Below are 16380 nucleotides of genomic sequence, written 5' to 3' on the forward strand. Positions count from 1 at the left end.
AAGAGTGGTAAAGGCGAATTATTTGCTATATAGACTCTGATCCAATATTGATATACATGAAGGAGCTTCCCGCCAAAGGAATTCTTATGAACTTTTTTGGTCATGGAGACTTCACGTCTTTTTTATGATGTATATCAACAAGCAAGTGTGATGATGCGCGATTGCGGGCATTTTTCACCTTGCTTTTTTTGTTGTCTTGTTGTCACCGTATTAATCCAATAAAAAAAATACATATTGGGATAGGAGAATGTAAAATGGGAAAAGCACTAATCATCGGCGCCGGCGGCGTTGCTTCCGTGGCAGTACACAAATGCGTTCAAAATAGCGAAGTTTTTGAGGAAATCTGCATCGCGAGTCGTACAAAATCCAAATGTGATGAACTCAAAGCAAAGCTGGACGGCGGAAAAACGAAAATTACGACAGCGCAAGTAGATGCTGACAATGTTGACGAACTGATCGCCCTGATCAACGAAGTTAAACCGGATATCGTAATGAACCTGGCTTTGCCGTATCAAGATCTGACAATCATGGATGCATGCCTTGCAACCAAAACGAATTACATGGATACTGCGAACTATGAGCCACATGATACAGCGAAATTCGAATACAGCTGGCAGTGGGATTACAAAGAGCGCTTTGAAAAAGCAGGCATTACTGCATTGCTTGGAAGTGGATTTGACCCAGGCGTGACAGGCGTATTCTCCGCTTATGCCCTGAAGCATTACTTTGACGAAATTGAGTACATCGACATTCTCGACTGCAATGGCGGCGACCACGGCTATCCGTTCGCAACCAACTTCAACCCTGAGATCAACATTCGCGAAGTTTCTGCGAACGGAAGATATTGGGAAAATGGTGAATGGATCGAAACGAAACCGATGGAAATCAAACGTGTCTACGACTTCAAAGAAGTTGGCGAGAAAGACATGTACCTGTTGTACCATGAGGAACTGGAATCTTTGGCGAAAAACATGCCAGGTCTGAAACGTATCCGTTTCTTCATGACATTTGGTCAAAGCTACCTGACTCACTTGAAAGCACTTGAAAATGTAGGCATGACTTCAATCGAGCCTATCGAATATGAAGGAAAACAAATTATTCCACTGCAATTCCTGAAAGCAGTACTGCCTGATCCTGCATCCCTTGGACCACGTACTGTAGGTAAAACGAACATCGGTTGTATTTTCAAAGGTAAAAAAGATGGTCAAGACAAAACATATTATGTATACAATATCTGTGATCACCAAGAGTGCTACAAAGAAGTTGGTTCCCAAGCGATCTCTTACACAACAGGCGTTCCAGCCATGATTGGTGCGGCAATGGTCATGACAGGCAAATGGAACAAACCAGGCGTATACAATGTAGAAGAGTTTAACCCGGATCCATTCATGGAAGAGTTGAACAAATGGGGCCTCCCATGGGTAGAAGACTTCAACCCGGTACTCGTTGATGAGCTGCCAGAAGAAGTTAAAGAATCGGAGCTTGTTCGTTAAAATGAAGTTCGAGCAATTACCGACACCATGTTTTGTTGTTGACGAGGGGCTTATTGAGAAAAACCTGAAAATCCTGAACGGTGTTATGCAGCGTACAGGTGCCAAAATCGTGCTCGCTCAAAAAGCATTCTCCATGACTGCGATGTATCCGCTGATTGGAGAATACCTGAGCGGTGCAACGGCGAGCGGCTTGTATGAAGCACGCCTGGGTCACGAGGAAATGGGCAAAGAGAATCATGTCTTTGCTCCGGCATACCGCGCAGAAGAGATTGACAAGATTCTCTCCATCTGCGACCACATTATTTTCAATTCATTTTCACAGCTTGCAAAATTCAAGGATAAGGCGCTTCAGGCTGGTCGTAAGGTTGGCTTGCGCATCAACCCTGAATGCTCTACCCAGGAGGGGCACGAGATATATGATCCGTGCTCTCCGGGTTCCCGTTTTGGCGCGAAGCAAGAAGATTTCCAAGCAGAGCTGCTGGAAGGCGTCTCCGGACTACACTTCCACACACTGTGTCAGCAAAATTCCGATGATCTGGAGACTACGTTGAACGCAGTTGTAGAGAAATTCGGAAAATGGCTACCGCAAATGGAATGGATCAACTTCGGCGGAGGTCACCATATCACGCGTGAAAATTATGATATTCCAAGACTGGAAGCTTGCATCAAGCGTATGCAGAACGACTATGGCCTGGAAGTATATCTGGAGCCGGGAGAAGCTGTTGCGCTGAACGCGGGTTATCTGGTGACATCTGTACTGGACTTCCATAAAAACGGTATGGACATTGCCATTCTGGATACTTCCGCAACGTGTCATATGCCGGATGTGCTTGAAATGCCATATCGCCCGCCGCTGATCGGTTCGGGAGAAGTGGGCGAGAAAGCTCATCTGTATCGTCTTGGTGGACAAACATGTCTGTCTGGTGACGTGATTGGGGATTATTCATTCGATCAGCCTTTGCAAGAAGGCGACCGTCTGGTATTCGAGGACATGGCGATTTACTCCATGGTGAAAACCAATACGTTCAACGGAATGCCGCTTCCAGCGATTGCTGTCAAAAGAAAAGACGGCGATTGCGAAGTTGTTCGCGAGTTCGGATATCAGGATTTCAAAATGAGGTTGGCCTAATTATCTGTTTATTTATATGTTTGAATATTAAACCGGATTCCGCTATTAGGAATCCGGTATTTTTTTGTGCAACTTCAAGTGTACTACTGAATGTATAGCGATTTCATAGTTTGGATAAACCGTAGCTCATGCTCCAAGCGCGACACGACGGGGGATCGCATTACGCCCTTCTTTTTTTCTTCCGAATTAGCATGGTCAGGAAAAGAAGGGCAGGAAGAGCTATTTGAAAGATGGGCCAGACATAAACCAAAGCTACACTTAAACCAAACCACAAAAATTCGGTCAACCTTGGGCTGAGAAACGTAAGCGCGTATATGATTATGCTTAATAACAGCAACGCAGGCTTATATCTCAAGGGGAAGATCTTTTGCAGCCCGATGACGGCACCGAACATAAAGCCCGCTGTCTTGACTCCGATCCCAATAAATAGAACCAACGTAAACAGGACATCAGCTCTCTCAATGATCTTCGGGATTTGGATCATTTGAGTGACTGCAAATAAAGGATAGGTGATTGATGCAGCCAATTCTGGGCCCAGAACCAGAACGGTTAATTCATTCATAATTACTAGGAACACCGCAGTGATTCCAGTAGACAATAATGATCGACCGCTTTAGTTTACGTTTATTCGTGACAATCTTAAACAACACAAGAAAGAGAATCGTCTGGCCGAAGGGAAAGGACATGATTTCGGGAATAGCAGCGTTTACTACGGGAGTTAGGCCATTCTCTAATACAGGGAACAAAAATTCAAAGTGAATGAGTTTCGTAAAAGGGGTAAGCACTAGGATAACGCCATAGCCAAACGCTAAAAGAATCAAGAATAGATGACATAACAGGAACCAGACTTTGGGTCCAAACCGAACTACATCGGCACAAACAACCAATGCAATCAACGTAACGACTTCAGTTGGTGTCCTGTTCAGCAATGTCAGTGTTCCGAGCTCGCCAATGTCCCTGACTGTCCTGGAAGCTTCGTATGTAAAGTAACCGATGAACAACAGTCCACCTAGTTTGCCAATCCATTTGCCCCAATAATGACATAGGAGCTCGAACAAATCCCGCTCCGGGTCAAGACTGTGAATGGATAGGTACATCATCAGGAGTACGAACCCTGCAAGTGCACCTATCGTCATGGCCAGCCAAGCATCTTGCTTGGCTGTAGCTCCCAACAAGAATAACGTTGTACTGCCAACCTGAAACAGGGAGAAGGCAATGGCTAACCCGGATACCCGGGCAACTGTTTTATCCATATAATTGATCCCCTTCATTACAAATGGATTAGTTTTCACTTCCAATATGGTTTTGTAGAAGTCCAGGACGGTCTATTCGTGCATCCACTCGAATGTCCAGCTCCATCTTCTTGAATTCCTGACCCCATTCTTTTTCTTTATTTTTCCAATCTTTCGGGAACTTGCGATGAATCCGATCAGCAAATCCAACTGCATCCACACCAAGTTCCTGGAGTTTAACCCAGCCTTCATTAATCGTACTGGTTACTTCCTTTGCAATCTCATTTTCCATCTCATGTATGGTCTTTGTCTTGGAAATATCCTTAGTGCAGGTAGTATCAATTAACCCTCCACTTAACTTCACTTTAACCTGCATGGTGTAATGAGAATTCGTTTTTCTAGGTGTAAGCTTTACATCTGCTGAGTCCACTCTAAGGGAAGAGTACATTTTCCTGCCGGCTTGCTCGCTGCATGGGAATGAAATTTCGGTTCTATTAATTTTCTGTGAGAGATAAGAAACGCCAAGACTTTCTTGCTTGTCGAGAAACCCTTTGAGTTTTCCATTTTGGAATACTCCCAGTTTAGTCAACGTCAATTTGAGCGGGGCTGATGTTGTCTTGAAAGCGTCCATATTCTCTGCTTCCTTCTCATTCTTAGGATTTTTCTCTCCAACCAGCTCTGCGACCGGTACTCCGATGGATTTGGAATCCGAGTTCATGCTCAATGCGAAATCATAAACTCTAACCTTTGGAAATAACGATAGATAATCGCTCTCTTTGTCGATCATATCGGACATGGCAGCACCTTGAATTTTTTCTGGCACGGCTAACTTCTTTATTAGATTGGATGCAAGGCCGTCGGTTACAATCATAGATACCATTTCTCTGGCTTCCGTATTGCGCAAATAAAAATCGATTACCCGGTCCATCCCATTTTCAGCCGCTTTTTTCCCAATATAGATAACACGGTTATGAGCTACGTAAATTCGTCTTGATGTTTGCAAATTACTATAAGATAAAGCCTGATTATAGGTTTTGGCTTTTACAGAGTAGACATGAAATGCCGGTTGTGATGACCCTCCCGTTCCTCCTCCTGTTCCACTTGAAATGGCGGATGGAAGAATAATCTGGTACGACACCAACCACTGGCCATCATCCATCATATCTACTCCAGTAGCAGCAGTTACCCACAGCTCATTCAGTTCGACACGGTTCCAACATCCCGTCAAACCGAATAACAAGGCTATAATCATCATGTACTTACCTAATCGAGCCACATCTTACCTCCTTATGCCATAGGATCTTTCCCGTGCTCCCCTGCCTGTTCTGCAAAGGACTCGTGTTCCGTGGTCTGCCTCATTATATTTGCATCACCATACATCACAGGTCGATTCTTCATTTTCCACCAAGGTACACGTATAAACAGATCTTTCAAATTGCTTTTATTGAAAGGTGCGATCGGCATCATATAAGGAACACCAAACGAATTCAAAGATACCAATCGAACGAGAATGGGGACCATGGCAGCCAATACGCCATATAATCCGAAGGAACCTGCCAACAGCATAAGAACAAACCGGAGTAAACGAACCGTACCCGACATATTGATAGCAGGGAGCACAAAGTTGCAGATGGCCGTAAAGGACACCACGATAACCATAGCAGCGGAAACCATTCCCGCCTGAACTGCTGCCTGTCCAATGACCAACGCACCAACAATCGAGATGGCCGGCCCAATGGCCCGCGGCATCCGCGTTCCTGCTTCACGTATAACCTCGAAGGTCAATTCCATAATTATCGCTTCAAGCAGTGCTGGCAGTGGAGTGGTCTCTCTCTGTGCAGCCAGAGTAATAAGCATAGTTGTAGGCAGCATTTCCTGGTGAAAAGTAGTTGTTGCTATAAAGAACGAGGGCAACAGCAATGCCAGGAAAAAGGATGCGATTCGAAGGATCCGAAGGAAAGATGCCAAATCATAACGCTGGTAGTAGTCTTCGCTGGATGCCATAAACCGAAAAAAAGTTACGGGTGCAGTCAGCACAAATGGGGTACCGTCAACTAATATGGCCACCAGCCCTTCAAGTAAGCTGCCAGCTACTGCATCCGGACGCTCGGTGTTGTACATAGTTGGAAATGGAGTCCATACACCATCTTGAATAAATTCCTCAATATATCCACTTTCGAGAATACTGTCGGTGTGGATGGAGTCTAATCGTCTAGATATTTCCATGACAACCTCCGGGTCTGCAATGCCTCGTATATACGCCACTGATACCTTCGTCTGAGTGTATGTTCCTATATTTCGAGAATCAATGTGGAGTTCAGTTGATTTAATCTTTCTCCGGAGAAGTGCGATGTTAGTGGATATATCCTCAGTAAACCCCTCTTTAGGGCCGCGAATCACTGTTTGTGATGACGGCTCCTCAACTGCTCTTTTAGCGCCACCGCTGATCGAAGCAGCAAAGGCCTTGGGGCTTCCTTCGACGAGAAGAGCAACTTGTCCATGAAGAACAGCATGGATAAGTGTCTCCTCGTTTTCGAGACAGGTTATACTTCCAATAGGAATATGATCCATCAACCAGGTTTCGACATTTTGATCAGAAATAACGCCATTTCGAATACCTGCAGTAAGCTCCTCCAGCAGAGCTGTTAGTAGTTGCTGATCGACCAGGCCATCAAAGAAACTTACAGCCAGTACTGGATGGCCGTGTTCATTATTCCAACAACGAAGTACGTAATCTGTACTATGTCCCATCTCTTGCTTCAGCATGGCCACGTTGTTCTCAAGCGTACAACTCAGCGCCTTCGGTAATATCGCTGACTTTCCGTTATCGACTTGCTTATGTTTCCCTTCAGTTTTGGATCGTGAAGGTTGATTAAATAACCAATTTCTAAACTTATTAATCACAATAACTATTCCCTTCTTGATATCGATCAATTGTTGTAATATGCTACGTCCCCAGTATTTGTATTCAGGTGAGTTGTCAGTACAGAGCACAACATGTCAAGATATGATTGTGAAGTCGTGCCCGAACTTTGTTTACATTATTTAATGCTTAACACAGCCGATGAGATGCTTGAGCATAAAATTGCGTCGTATCGAACGTTCATCGGGCAATGATGCAATGCACAAATGACGATCTATTGCCAAAACAGTGATTTTTATTATAGACTGTTTTTTATCGGTTGTTCACCAAGGGGGAAATGGAATGAATCAAATCAGGAAACAAAAATCAAACAAGCTGAAGATCCTCTCCAAAGTATTATTGATTATCATTGGGGGATTTATCACGGCATATGGTCTGGAAGCCATATTAATTCCGAATAATGTCTCCGACGGTGGTGTGACAGGACTGAGTATCGTGGGTTCACAGCTGTTCGGGTTACCACTCGGGATGCTCATTGGGATTATTAACATTCCATTTGTATGGCTAGGGTATAAGCAAATCGGTAAAAGTTTCGCGTTATATTCGATTATCGGTATTGCTTCATTGGCGATTAGCACGAGTCTGATGCACCATGTACCAACCATCATTGAAGGTGATACCTTACTCGTTACGGTTGTCGGCGGGATTATCATCGGTTTTGGTATGGGACTTGCATTGCGTAACGGCGGGGCATTGGATGGTATAGACATGTTGGCTGTACTACTTTCACGAAAAGTACCTTTTGGAACCAGTGATCTCATCCTGTTCCTTAACATGTTTGTATTTATTGTCGTTTCTACCGTGTTCGGTCTGCAAGGTGCGATCTTGTCAGGGCTTGCATATTTTATTGCTTCCAAAGTAATACATATCGTAGAAGAGGGTTTAAGCGGCTCCAAAACGTTTAAAATCATTACGAATCAGCCTGAGATCATGGTTGAAACCATTCGGGACAGATTAGGTCGTGGAGCAACGTATACCGATGCATACGGTGGTTACTCTAATGAGCAATTCAAGGAAATCACTTGTGTCATCAACCGAATGGAAGAGAGTAAGATCAAGGATATCATTCATGAGATTGACCCGACTGCCTTTGTAGTTGTATACGATGTAGCAGAAGTGAGAGGCGGCAATTTCAAAAAGAAAGATATTCACTGAGTAACTCCTTACTCACTACAAAAAAACGCGCTAGAGAGAGTAACTTCTCTGGCGCGTTTTTTATACAGGTTATGTTTGTGTGAGAAGGGAAACCTAATGGCGATTCCAGAGTGCATCAATAAACAAAGGCACAGCATAGACAACACCGATGTCTGATCAGCTTTGGTGATCAGTTGGATCATAACTTTTGGGAATATCGATGATTGTTGGATGAGTAAAAATAAAGTCGTCTATTGGAATATCACTTAGCTTTTTACCTTGTGGATCATGGAAAAAGGCTGATTTTGATCGAAGTGCATAAGCCAAGCTTACTTATGGAAAACTTCTGTAGTGCATATATATTGCATGATTCCATTTTGGGAGGTGACTATTATGAGCAAACCGGATAATCGTAAGGATAACGTGGATCATTTGCAGAATGCAGTGGTGAACACAATCGAGAACTACCGGGAAGCAGAGGATTATCTTGAGGAATTTGGAGATGAAATCCCGGAACGCGAAAAGACTCAAATCGAGGAAAAAAATGAACGACGCAAACATAGTATTTCCGGCTTTCGTGAAGAAATTAAAGATGAAGCAAAACATCAACAATAAACTCGGAAGTTATTTTTGATTTCAAAGGAGGCTAATGGATGCCACAACAGGACCCGCAAGAGCTTCTACAGCAAAAACATGAGCAGGATGAGCATAAAAGTCAATTCACTAATTTCTCACGAGCCGTTTCCGGCAATGGCCAGATTGAAGCTGGTCAGGAATTCAGTAATGATCGAGAGCCTGATAACCAAAACCGGATGAAGTCTGTTGAGAACAAGCGGGCTTGATCGAAATAACGTTGTTTGATCCCCTTTCAGTAGACAAGTACTTCCATCGGCTCCGATGGATTTATTCTTGTTGAGCGAAAGGGGATTTTTATGTTTTATAGTTGTATAGGTCGCTACTCTGGCTGCTTGTTCTTTTCTAATGTAGCAACGAAGATGATTATATTACCAAACCTGGTGGTAGTCAGCGCAAGCAAATGGTCGTATATTAATAGTATGTGGATTATGGGACATACCGTAGATCACATTCGAAATATAATGAGTATACATAGAAAGAAGGAAAAAAATATGGATTTTAAACCACTTGCTTCATTTATTGACCGCATTACATCCTGGCGCATTCCATGGGCAGAGGTGCTGGTGATGCATCGAAATGATACCGTTTTCCATTATCGTAATGGATACGCCAATCTGGAAGAGAAAACACCTATTGGTGATGGAGCGATCTTCAATCTATACTCCATGACAAAAATTATGACTTGCGTGGCAGCTCTGCAACTGGTGGAGAGAGGGGAGATGCTGTTAAGCGATCCGTTGTCCGATTATCTCCCAGAGTATGCTGAGATGACGGTAAAGAAAACGATGGCGAACGGGGAGATCCGACTGGAGAAGGCGACAAGAGTTATTACAGTACGCGATTTGTTCACCATGACTGCCGGGTTCTCCTATGACGTTGGTTCTCCAAGCATTCAGGAAGCCGTAAAAAGCACCGACGGAACATTACCGACACGAGACTTCGCGAAAGCGCTTGCCAAAGAACCACTGCTGTTTGAACCAGGAACACATTGGAACTACAGCATGTGTCATGATGTGCTGGGGGCCTTGGTGGAAGTTGTAAGTGGTAAACGCTTTGGTACATATCTGCGTGACGAAATCACCGGACCACTTGGCATGAACGATACAGCGTTCAATCTGAATGATGAGCAGCAGACACGCCTGATTCCGCAGTATGCTTATAATGATGAGCTTGAGAAGGCTGTACGTCTGGACGGCAACGGATTCCGGGTAGGTACGGAGTTGGAAAGCGGCGGTGCAGGCTTGTTGTCAACTGTTAGTGACTATGCACTTTTCTTGAACGCACTTACTGGGCGTGGTACGAGTCCCGAAGGCGTGCGCATTCTGTCACAAGCTTCAGTGGAACTGATGCGGACGGATCACTTGAACGAGATGACTCGTCCTGATTATTCCTGGGATCATATGTATGGATACGGCTATGGACTGGGTGTTCGCACACATATCTCCAAAGCAGGAAGCGGCTCGCTGAGCCCCATTGGTGAATTTGGATGGAGTGGCGCTGCTGGTTGTATGGCTATTATTGATCCGGATTCAGAGCTTACGGTCATGTATGCGCAGCATCTGCTGAACAGTCAGGAGCCGTACGTTCAACGACGTTTACGTAACGTGGTTTACTCCTGTCTATAAATCATATCGTATTCAAAGTTACTTTAAGAGCCGCTAAATAGCGGCTTTTTTATGTTATATGAGTCGAATCTATTCATTAGATTGTTATTTCTTTATTAGAAAGGGTATGTTATCATTCTTAGGAAAATAGTACTAGTAGGAGGATGTGCTTATTGAACATGAACTTAATTACATAGTTTGATCAAGATTACACGCTAGCAAGTACCTGTTTGAATGTTGAGATTGTGCACAATTTAAAATTAGAAAAGAACTGTTAGATTGTTATTTTTTTTACTCAAAGGAGAGTCAACGATGATACACCCTAAACACAATGCAAAATGGGCTTCTCTGGCCTTACTTACCTTAATCGCCTATGTTCTGAGCGCAGTGCTTCTGCTACCACCCAATGCTGCTGCCAAAGGAGAGCAAATCTCCGCCAAACAGCTCGAAAGTATGAGCCGGCTTTCATTTACGCTTCGTGATGCCAAGCAAACGGCTTACACCGTTTATATTTTTGCTTATGATGAACAGAAGAGCACGCTGACCGAAGAAAATGGTTGGACCAACAATAAAAAAGGCGACAAGAGTTATTCAGGCACGTATCGTGCAGCCTTACTAAAAAAAGGTGCAGCATACGGAACTGTTCAGGCAGCAAAACTGGATCTGAATACGATTATTTTGCCTCAAACCTGGAACTTCGTTGTGAAAAGCAAAGAGGCTAGTACACCAGATATGCTGATGATCACCGATTGGGGAACTTCTAATTTCAATGAGGTGAAAACGTATATTGTTCGTTCCGGGGAATTGCGCCGTGTAACATATGTCGATAATAAGGGTAAAAAAATCGACGATTCCTATTCTGCGATCAGAGATGGTGGAATTCGTACTCTTCCAGGTGCCCGAGTGCAGTTCAAAAATTACAACAACCTTCAATTCGTCTATGGAGTTGATACGTTTAAGCTGAATGTGAACAAATTGGAATTGCGGTTGGAAGATACACGTAACCTCCGTTCAGAAGCTTGGCCGAACTCGGGTGTTGGCGATCGCGCTTACCTGAAAAGCCTGAAGGAAGCTGCTTTAAAGGGTGTATTGCCAGGTCGGACGGACATCAAGATTGGCATGACGCTTCAAACTATGCAAAAAAAGTTGGGGAAACCCAATTCTCGTTCAAACGGGGAATGGGGAGCGTACTATTATTATTCTAAATTCGGCATCGGGTTTGATTCATACATGCACGAGCTTAGCAAGAAATCACGTATTGCGGTTATCCAGCTGTACAATGAAAAGCAGTATCTCTCACCATGGAATGTGAAACGATGGATGGGAAAACCCACCTCGGAATATTATAATGAAGTTGTGGGTGGTTATGAGATGGTATATGAGCTGGGTAAGCACACTATAGTTTTTAATTATTTGGAAGAAGAAGACTTAATTGACTTTACAAATATATATTAAGGTATAACATCGCGAGAACTGAACGTATTCGTATACGAACTTACAAAAAAAGCCGCTAATTAGCGGCTTTTTTTGTTATCCATCGAAGTGGACGGGTAGTCTATTTTATTGGAGTGTTATTAGAGCTTTGCACAGAACGCACACGATTGACTAGGTAAATACCAACTGACACGAACAGCAATGCGGCCAGGTTTTTCATTTCCAAAATCGTTTCCCCCAGGAATAACGCTGATAACAATGCGCCAAATATAGGGATAAGGAAGTTATAGACAGACACTCTTCCGACCTTGTTGTACTTGAGAAGCATATTCCACAGACAAAATGCGACGGATGACAGCAAAGCCAAGTAGATCAAGTTACTGGTGGATTCCATGGTAAAATGGGTGACCCTGCCGCCGAGCGATAAACCTAACAGAGTAAGTACCAGCCCTCCGACGAACAGGCTGACTCCCGTTATAATTAGAACATCGATGGTGGCGGTTAGACGTTTGGCGTAAATGGCTGTGACGGAGAAAACAAGTGCTGCTATAATCACAAAGCCTTCGCCTGTGAATGAAAAGGAGAATGCAAGCAGATCCGTATGGAAATTCACGATGATCACACCGACGAATCCCAGCAAGCAGCCAACGATTTTATTCCTGCTTAATTTATCGTTCTTATAGATGAAATGGGCCAGAACAACACTGAAAAAGGTCGTTGTTGCATTCATAATCGAGCCTTTGACACCCGTTGTATTGGCTACGCCCACATAGAAAAACATATATTGCAAGCCGGTTTGTAACACACCTAGCATGATGAGACTTGTCCACTGTGGCTTGGACAATTGCAGCTTCTGTTTTCTGATAACACGAGACAGAAGCAAGAGCATCAAGCCCGCCAACGTAAATCGGTATCCGGCAAATACGTACTTGGAAGCAATTTCTTCTGGCAAAATGTTAAATGCGATATATCCAAGTTTAATGGACGGGTACGCACTACCCCATAACAAACAACAAAGGCTTGCTATGAGCATGACAAAAATGGGGTCACTGAATTTACTCGGTTTCTCAAGGGTATTTCTCTCTATCACTTTCGATCTTCTCCTCGCATTTCTTGCACATATATATGTACGAATCTAATATCCTCACTGACCATATCACATATCATCACTCGTTGTATCAGAAAAATGAATGAACCGTTCTCCGGAAGGTACGTTTAGATGAAGAAACGGTTCTTGAGATGTCTTTGTTATAGGTTCCTTTCCAACAATATTCCTACTTGTTCTGCCATAATGTGAGGTTGCCGGGGTAACCCATTTGTGAAATAGGATTCCACTATACCAACGATTGCTGTACCAAAGAACATGAGAATAACATCTTTATTTAGTCCTCTATTTTTACCCTCCGATACATTCACCTCATCTTCCAGTTCTTCGATGACCAGAGGGAGGAAGCGGCTGCGGAAAAAAGGGGCTCCTTTACTTTGTAACATAGCCGAAAAGAAGGAATAGTGAAATTCAAAATAATCGAACCAAAGTACATTGCTTTCTATAAGATCCAGATCGGATGCATGCTTACACAATCTCCTCAGTTCATTGATATGTTCTTCTATTAACTTATCCAACAAGTCGAATTTGTCCGAATAGTGATGGTATATTGTTCTGCGGCCGACATTCGCATAATCAGAGATGTCTTGCATCGTAATGGTATCAAAATGTTTCTCGTTCATGAGTTTGATAAAGGCGGATTTGATCGCTTCCTGAGACTTAAGAACTCTTCGATCTAGGGTAGGCTTTATACGAATCACCATTCTTTCCAGGGAGTAATTGCACAGATATCGTCACCTTGTTCAATAAGGGTCAGATTCTTATGATCCTTGCAGACGAAGTACAATTATCTTATATTATACACGAATGTGCGATATCGCACGTATGTGTGTAATATATTGGAGGTGAAATGACAAAGTTATCTCCAAACCTTGGTTGCTGATCCCAAAGTGAACGTGGGTGTTGGGAATGTTACATTTGAACCGGGATGCAGAAATAACTGGCACATCCATCGTGGTGGATTTCAACTGTTGTTAGTAACAGGTGGGGAAGGATGGTATCAGGAAGAAGGCAAACCTGCTCAGTTCTTAAAAGCCGGCGATGTTATTGTGACTCATGATGGTGTAAAGCAATGGCATGGAGCCGCTAAAGATAGTTGGTTTGAACACATTGCAATCACTGCAGGTACACCGGAGTGGTTAGAACCTGTGACAGATGAAGTGTACGGAGATGCTACAAAATAAACGGTGAATAATGTAATTGAAATAAAGAAATGACGAGGGCGTTATCTGACGATCTCGTCATTTTCTATGTTTAACAGCATGCAATTTGGGGACGTCTGATTGGCATTAAACCTTGGATATGCCTGTATTTCAGTACATTAGCAATAGACTTGGAGTAATTTCCAGAATGAAAACGCTTGTCAAACTGAAAAGAATATGATAATTTAATATCTGTAACCGGTTACACATAGAGGAGAGCATCTTATGACAACAATAAAAGACGTAGCTCAACGGGCTGGCGTATCCGTAGCCACCGTATCAAGGGTCATTAACGATAGAGGTTATGTTCATGCGGACACACGCAAGAAAGTGGAAGATGCTGTGAAGGCGCTTAACTTTTCGCCGAATGAAGTGGCCCGCTCATTATATAAGCGCAAGTCCAAACTGATTGGCCTGTTGCTCCCGGATATTGCAAACCCTTACTTCCCGCAGTTAGCCCGCGGCGTAGAGGATCGGATGCAGGAGCAGGATTACAGATTAATATTCGGAAATAGTGATGAGGAGGAACGGAAGGAGCAGGATTACATCCAGACGTTTATCCAGAATAACGTGGTCGGTGTAATCTCTTCAACGAACTACCCTCATTCTTCTATATATGAAAACCTGAAGATTCCCGTGGTGTTTCTGGACAGAACTTCACTGGATCGTCCATCCGTGTATGCGGATGGCAGGGAAGGTGGAAGATTAGCTGCAAGGGAGATCATCAACCGCGGTAGTCGCCGGATTACGGTTATGCAAGGACCGTCACAGATCAGGCCCGCTCAGGATCGCTTCGAAGGAGCGATTGAAATTATACGTGAAGCCGGGCTAGACTACCGGGTAATCCAGACGACCTCATTTTCGTTTAACGAGGCCGGGTTATGGGCTGAGGAGTTATTCAGGGAATATGCGGATACGGACGGAGTCATTGCCAGCAATGACATTGCAGCCATGGCGGTACTGCATGAGGCAGCAAGAATCGGAAGAAAAGTTCCTGATGATGTACAAGTGATCGGCTTCGATGATATTCCAATGAGCAGCCTGTTATCGCCGGCATTGTCCACCATCCATCAGCCAGCATACGAGATGGGAAGAGAAGCAGCGGGATTACTTATACAGCTTGTGGAACAAGCTGCAATAGAGAACAAAAACATACAACTGCCCGTCAGCTTCATCGAACGGGGCACTACGAGAAAGGTGAGATCAGATGGCTAAAATATGTGTAATAGGAAGCAGTTCAATGGATTTGGTTGTTACTTCTGCAAGACGGCCGGGAGCGGGTGAAACCGTTCTAGGCGACAGTTTCAAAACGGTTCCTGGGGGCAAAGGGGCCAATCAGGCTGTTGCCGCTGCACGGCTGGGTGCCGAGGTTACGATGATCGGCCGGGTAGGCGACGATGCCTTTGGCAAAGATATTTTAGAGAACTTCAAAATAAATGCTGTAAATACGCAAAATGTGAAACCGGTTACACATTTAGAAAGTGGAACGGCTCATATCATTCTGGCAGAAGGTGATAATAGTATCATAGTTGTTGAAGCGGCGAATCGTGAAGTCACTCCTGCATATGTCGATGAGGCGGCTGAGGTCATTCGAAATGCAGATATCGTGCTGATTCAGCAGGAAATTCCGGAGGAAACGGTTGTTCATGTGAGCGCATTGTGTGCAGAATTCGGAACACCGCTGCTGCTGAATCCCGCTCCGGCGAGAACATTGCCGCAAGAAGTGATCGACAACGCCGCATATATCACGCCGAACGAGCATGAAGCCGAGATTTTGTTTCAGGGCATGAGTCCGGCACAGGCATTGCGTCAATATCCGAACAAGTTATTCATTACGGAGGGCAGTAGGGGTGTACGTTACTTTGATGGTACAGAAGAAATTCTAGTCCCAACTTATAAAGTGGAGGCTGTCGATACTACTGGGGCAGGGGATACGTTCAACGCCGCATTTGCAGTCGCTTTGGCTGAAGGCAAACCGCTGCAAGAGAGTATACGCTTCGCCAATCGGGCTGCATCTTTGTCGGTGACCAAGTTCGGAGCACAGGGCGGCATGCCAACGCGTGATGAAGTAGAGGTGAGCTTGTAATGAAAAAAAATGGCATACTGAATAGTCACATTTCCAAGATTTTGTCTGATCTGGGTCACACGGATATGATTGCGATTGCGGATGCGGGTCTACCCGTACCAGACGGCGTGCTCAAAATCGATCTGGCCCTCAAACTGGGCACACCAAGTTTCCGCGAAGTTGTGGAATTGATCGCTGAAGATATGGTCATTGAGAAAGTCATTGTGGCAGAAGAAATTCATGAAGGTAATCCCGTAGCCATGCAATTCATTACGGAGAGATTCGGTGGAGAAGCAATCGATGCTTCCATCAACCACGAACAATTTAAAGTATTAACCCGGCAGGTGAAGGCGGTTATTCGCACTGGCGAAGCCACACCCTATGCCAATTGCATTTTACAATCGGGAGTCCATTTCGGTTAAA

At 44.1% G+C, this 16380-nt stretch carries 16 protein-coding genes and 1 pseudogene; 11 read left to right on the plus strand and 6 right to left on the minus strand.

Annotated elements, in window-relative coordinates:
- Positions 1-254: 254 nt before the first annotated feature.
- Complete coding sequence (locus tag M1D71_RS13320; RefSeq protein WP_105409674.1) at positions 255-1493, plus strand: saccharopine dehydrogenase family protein; 1239 nt, start codon at positions 255-257, stop codon at positions 1491-1493.
- A gap of 1 nt (position 1494) precedes the next feature.
- Positions 1495-2622: a carboxynorspermidine decarboxylase gene (nspC, locus tag M1D71_RS13325; RefSeq protein ID WP_458126848.1), complete on the plus strand. Its 1128-nt coding sequence runs from the start codon at positions 1495-1497 to the stop codon at positions 2620-2622.
- 160 nt (positions 2623-2782) lie between these two features.
- Here the strand turns inward: nspC and M1D71_RS13330 are convergent, their stop codons facing one another.
- Genes M1D71_RS13330 through M1D71_RS13345 form a run of 4 tightly spaced genes read right to left on the minus strand, consistent with a single transcriptional unit; the run spans position 2783 to position 6758 of the window.
- Positions 2783-3184, minus strand: coding sequence for a GerAB/ArcD/ProY family transporter (locus M1D71_RS13330; RefSeq protein ID WP_458126849.1), 402 nt, complete (start codon positions 3182-3184; stop codon positions 2783-2785).
- Positions 3177-3875: a GerAB/ArcD/ProY family transporter gene (locus M1D71_RS13335; protein ID WP_458126850.1), complete on the minus strand. Its 699-nt coding sequence runs from the start codon at positions 3873-3875 to the stop codon at positions 3177-3179. Before M1D71_RS13335 ends, M1D71_RS13330 begins: the two co-directional genes overlap by 8 nt.
- A gap of 28 nt (positions 3876-3903) precedes the next feature.
- Positions 3904-5109 (minus strand): Ger(x)C family spore germination protein, encoded by a 1206-nt coding sequence (locus tag M1D71_RS13340; protein WP_458127235.1) that lies wholly within the window; start codon positions 5107-5109, stop codon positions 3904-3906.
- A 32-nt stretch (positions 5110-5141) separates the two neighbouring features.
- Positions 5142-6758 carry a spore germination protein gene (locus M1D71_RS13345; protein WP_458126851.1) on the minus strand — a complete coding sequence of 539 codons (1617 nt, stop codon included), beginning with the start codon at positions 6756-6758 and terminating at the stop codon, positions 5142-5144.
- A 301-nt stretch (positions 6759-7059) separates the two neighbouring features.
- On the opposite strand from M1D71_RS13345, the gene M1D71_RS13350 reads away from it, so the two are divergent.
- The 5 genes from M1D71_RS13350 to M1D71_RS13370 all read left to right on the plus strand — a co-directional run bounded on the left by M1D71_RS13350 (position 7060) and on the right by M1D71_RS13370 (position 11606).
- Entirely contained in the window at positions 7060-7932 is an 873-nt protein-coding gene (locus M1D71_RS13350) for a YitT family protein (protein WP_458126852.1), read from the plus strand.
- 372 nt (positions 7933-8304) lie between these two features.
- A complete protein-coding gene (gene tlp, locus M1D71_RS13355) occupies positions 8305-8526 on the plus strand; it encodes a small acid-soluble spore protein Tlp (RefSeq protein ID WP_145317345.1) in 222 nt (73 codons plus the stop codon).
- 38 nt (positions 8527-8564) lie between these two features.
- Positions 8565-8753: a hypothetical protein gene (locus M1D71_RS13360; RefSeq protein ID WP_458126853.1), complete on the plus strand. Its 189-nt coding sequence runs from the start codon at positions 8565-8567 to the stop codon at positions 8751-8753.
- Between the two features lie 285 nt (positions 8754-9038).
- Positions 9039-10172: a serine hydrolase domain-containing protein gene (locus tag M1D71_RS13365; protein WP_458126854.1), complete on the plus strand. Its 1134-nt coding sequence runs from the start codon at positions 9039-9041 to the stop codon at positions 10170-10172.
- A gap of 291 nt (positions 10173-10463) precedes the next feature.
- Positions 10464-11606, plus strand: coding sequence for a DUF4309 domain-containing protein (locus M1D71_RS13370; protein WP_458126855.1), 1143 nt, complete (start codon positions 10464-10466; stop codon positions 11604-11606).
- 100 nt (positions 11607-11706) lie between these two features.
- On the opposite strand, the gene M1D71_RS13375 is transcribed toward M1D71_RS13370, so the two are convergent.
- Entirely contained in the window at positions 11707-12675 is a 969-nt protein-coding gene (locus tag M1D71_RS13375) for a DMT family transporter (RefSeq protein ID WP_458126856.1), read from the minus strand.
- Positions 12676-12833: 158 nt separating this feature from the next.
- Entirely contained in the window at positions 12834-13394 is a 561-nt protein-coding gene (locus tag M1D71_RS13380) for a TetR/AcrR family transcriptional regulator (protein WP_458126857.1), read from the minus strand.
- A 150-nt stretch (positions 13395-13544) separates the two neighbouring features.
- On the opposite strand from M1D71_RS13380, the pseudogene M1D71_RS13385 reads away from it, so the two are divergent.
- The 4 genes and pseudogenes from M1D71_RS13385 to rbsD all read left to right on the plus strand — a co-directional run.
- A pseudogene (locus M1D71_RS13385) lies at positions 13545-13874 on the plus strand (cupin domain-containing protein); the annotation flags it as partial.
- A 243-nt stretch (positions 13875-14117) separates the two neighbouring features.
- Positions 14118-15107, plus strand: a complete 990-nt coding sequence (locus M1D71_RS13390) for a LacI family DNA-binding transcriptional regulator (protein ID WP_458126858.1) — start codon at positions 14118-14120, stop codon at positions 15105-15107.
- Entirely contained in the window at positions 15100-15978 is an 879-nt protein-coding gene (rbsK, locus tag M1D71_RS13395) for a ribokinase (protein WP_458126859.1), read from the plus strand. Before M1D71_RS13390 ends, rbsK begins: the two co-directional genes overlap by 8 nt.
- On the plus strand, positions 15978-16379 hold the full coding sequence (gene rbsD / locus M1D71_RS13400; RefSeq protein WP_145317303.1) for a D-ribose pyranase: 402 nt from the start codon (positions 15978-15980) through the stop codon (positions 16377-16379). Before rbsK ends, rbsD begins: the two co-directional genes overlap by 1 nt.
- Position 16380: the final 1 nt, after the last annotated feature.

Source organism: Paenibacillus sp. Z3-2 (assembly GCF_054161325.1).

Excerpts from the sequence above, each read along its gene's own strand:
- tlp (WP_145317345.1), top strand. The coding sequence starts at position 8,305 with ATGAGCAAACCGGATAATCGTAAGGATAACGTGGATCATTTGCAGAAT.
- nspC (WP_458126848.1), top strand. The coding sequence starts at position 1,495 with ATGAAGTTCGAGCAATTACCGACACCATGTTTTGTTGTTGACGAGGGG.
- M1D71_RS13360 (WP_458126853.1), top strand. The coding sequence starts at position 8,565 with ATGCCACAACAGGACCCGCAAGAGCTTCTACAGCAAAAACATGAGCAG.
- M1D71_RS13370 (WP_458126855.1), top strand. The coding sequence starts at position 10,464 with ATGATACACCCTAAACACAATGCAAAATGGGCTTCTCTGGCCTTACTT.
- M1D71_RS13340 (WP_458127235.1), bottom strand. The coding sequence starts at position 5,109 with ATGATGATTATAGCCTTGTTATTCGGTTTGACGGGATGTTGGAACCGT.
- M1D71_RS13380 (WP_458126857.1), bottom strand. The coding sequence starts at position 13,394 with ATGGTGATTCGTATAAAGCCTACCCTAGATCGAAGAGTTCTTAAGTCT.
- M1D71_RS13365 (WP_458126854.1), top strand. The coding sequence starts at position 9,039 with ATGGATTTTAAACCACTTGCTTCATTTATTGACCGCATTACATCCTGG.
- rbsK (WP_458126859.1), top strand. The coding sequence starts at position 15,100 with ATGGCTAAAATATGTGTAATAGGAAGCAGTTCAATGGATTTGGTTGTT.
- M1D71_RS13350 (WP_458126852.1), top strand. The coding sequence starts at position 7,060 with ATGAATCAAATCAGGAAACAAAAATCAAACAAGCTGAAGATCCTCTCC.
- M1D71_RS13390 (WP_458126858.1), top strand. The coding sequence starts at position 14,118 with ATGACAACAATAAAAGACGTAGCTCAACGGGCTGGCGTATCCGTAGCC.
- rbsD (WP_145317303.1), top strand. The coding sequence starts at position 15,978 with ATGAAAAAAAATGGCATACTGAATAGTCACATTTCCAAGATTTTGTCT.
- M1D71_RS13335 (WP_458126850.1), bottom strand. The coding sequence starts at position 3,875 with ATGGATAAAACAGTTGCCCGGGTATCCGGGTTAGCCATTGCCTTCTCC.
- M1D71_RS13330 (WP_458126849.1), bottom strand. The coding sequence starts at position 3,184 with ATGAATGAATTAACCGTTCTGGTTCTGGGCCCAGAATTGGCTGCATCA.
- M1D71_RS13320 (WP_105409674.1), top strand. The coding sequence starts at position 255 with ATGGGAAAAGCACTAATCATCGGCGCCGGCGGCGTTGCTTCCGTGGCA.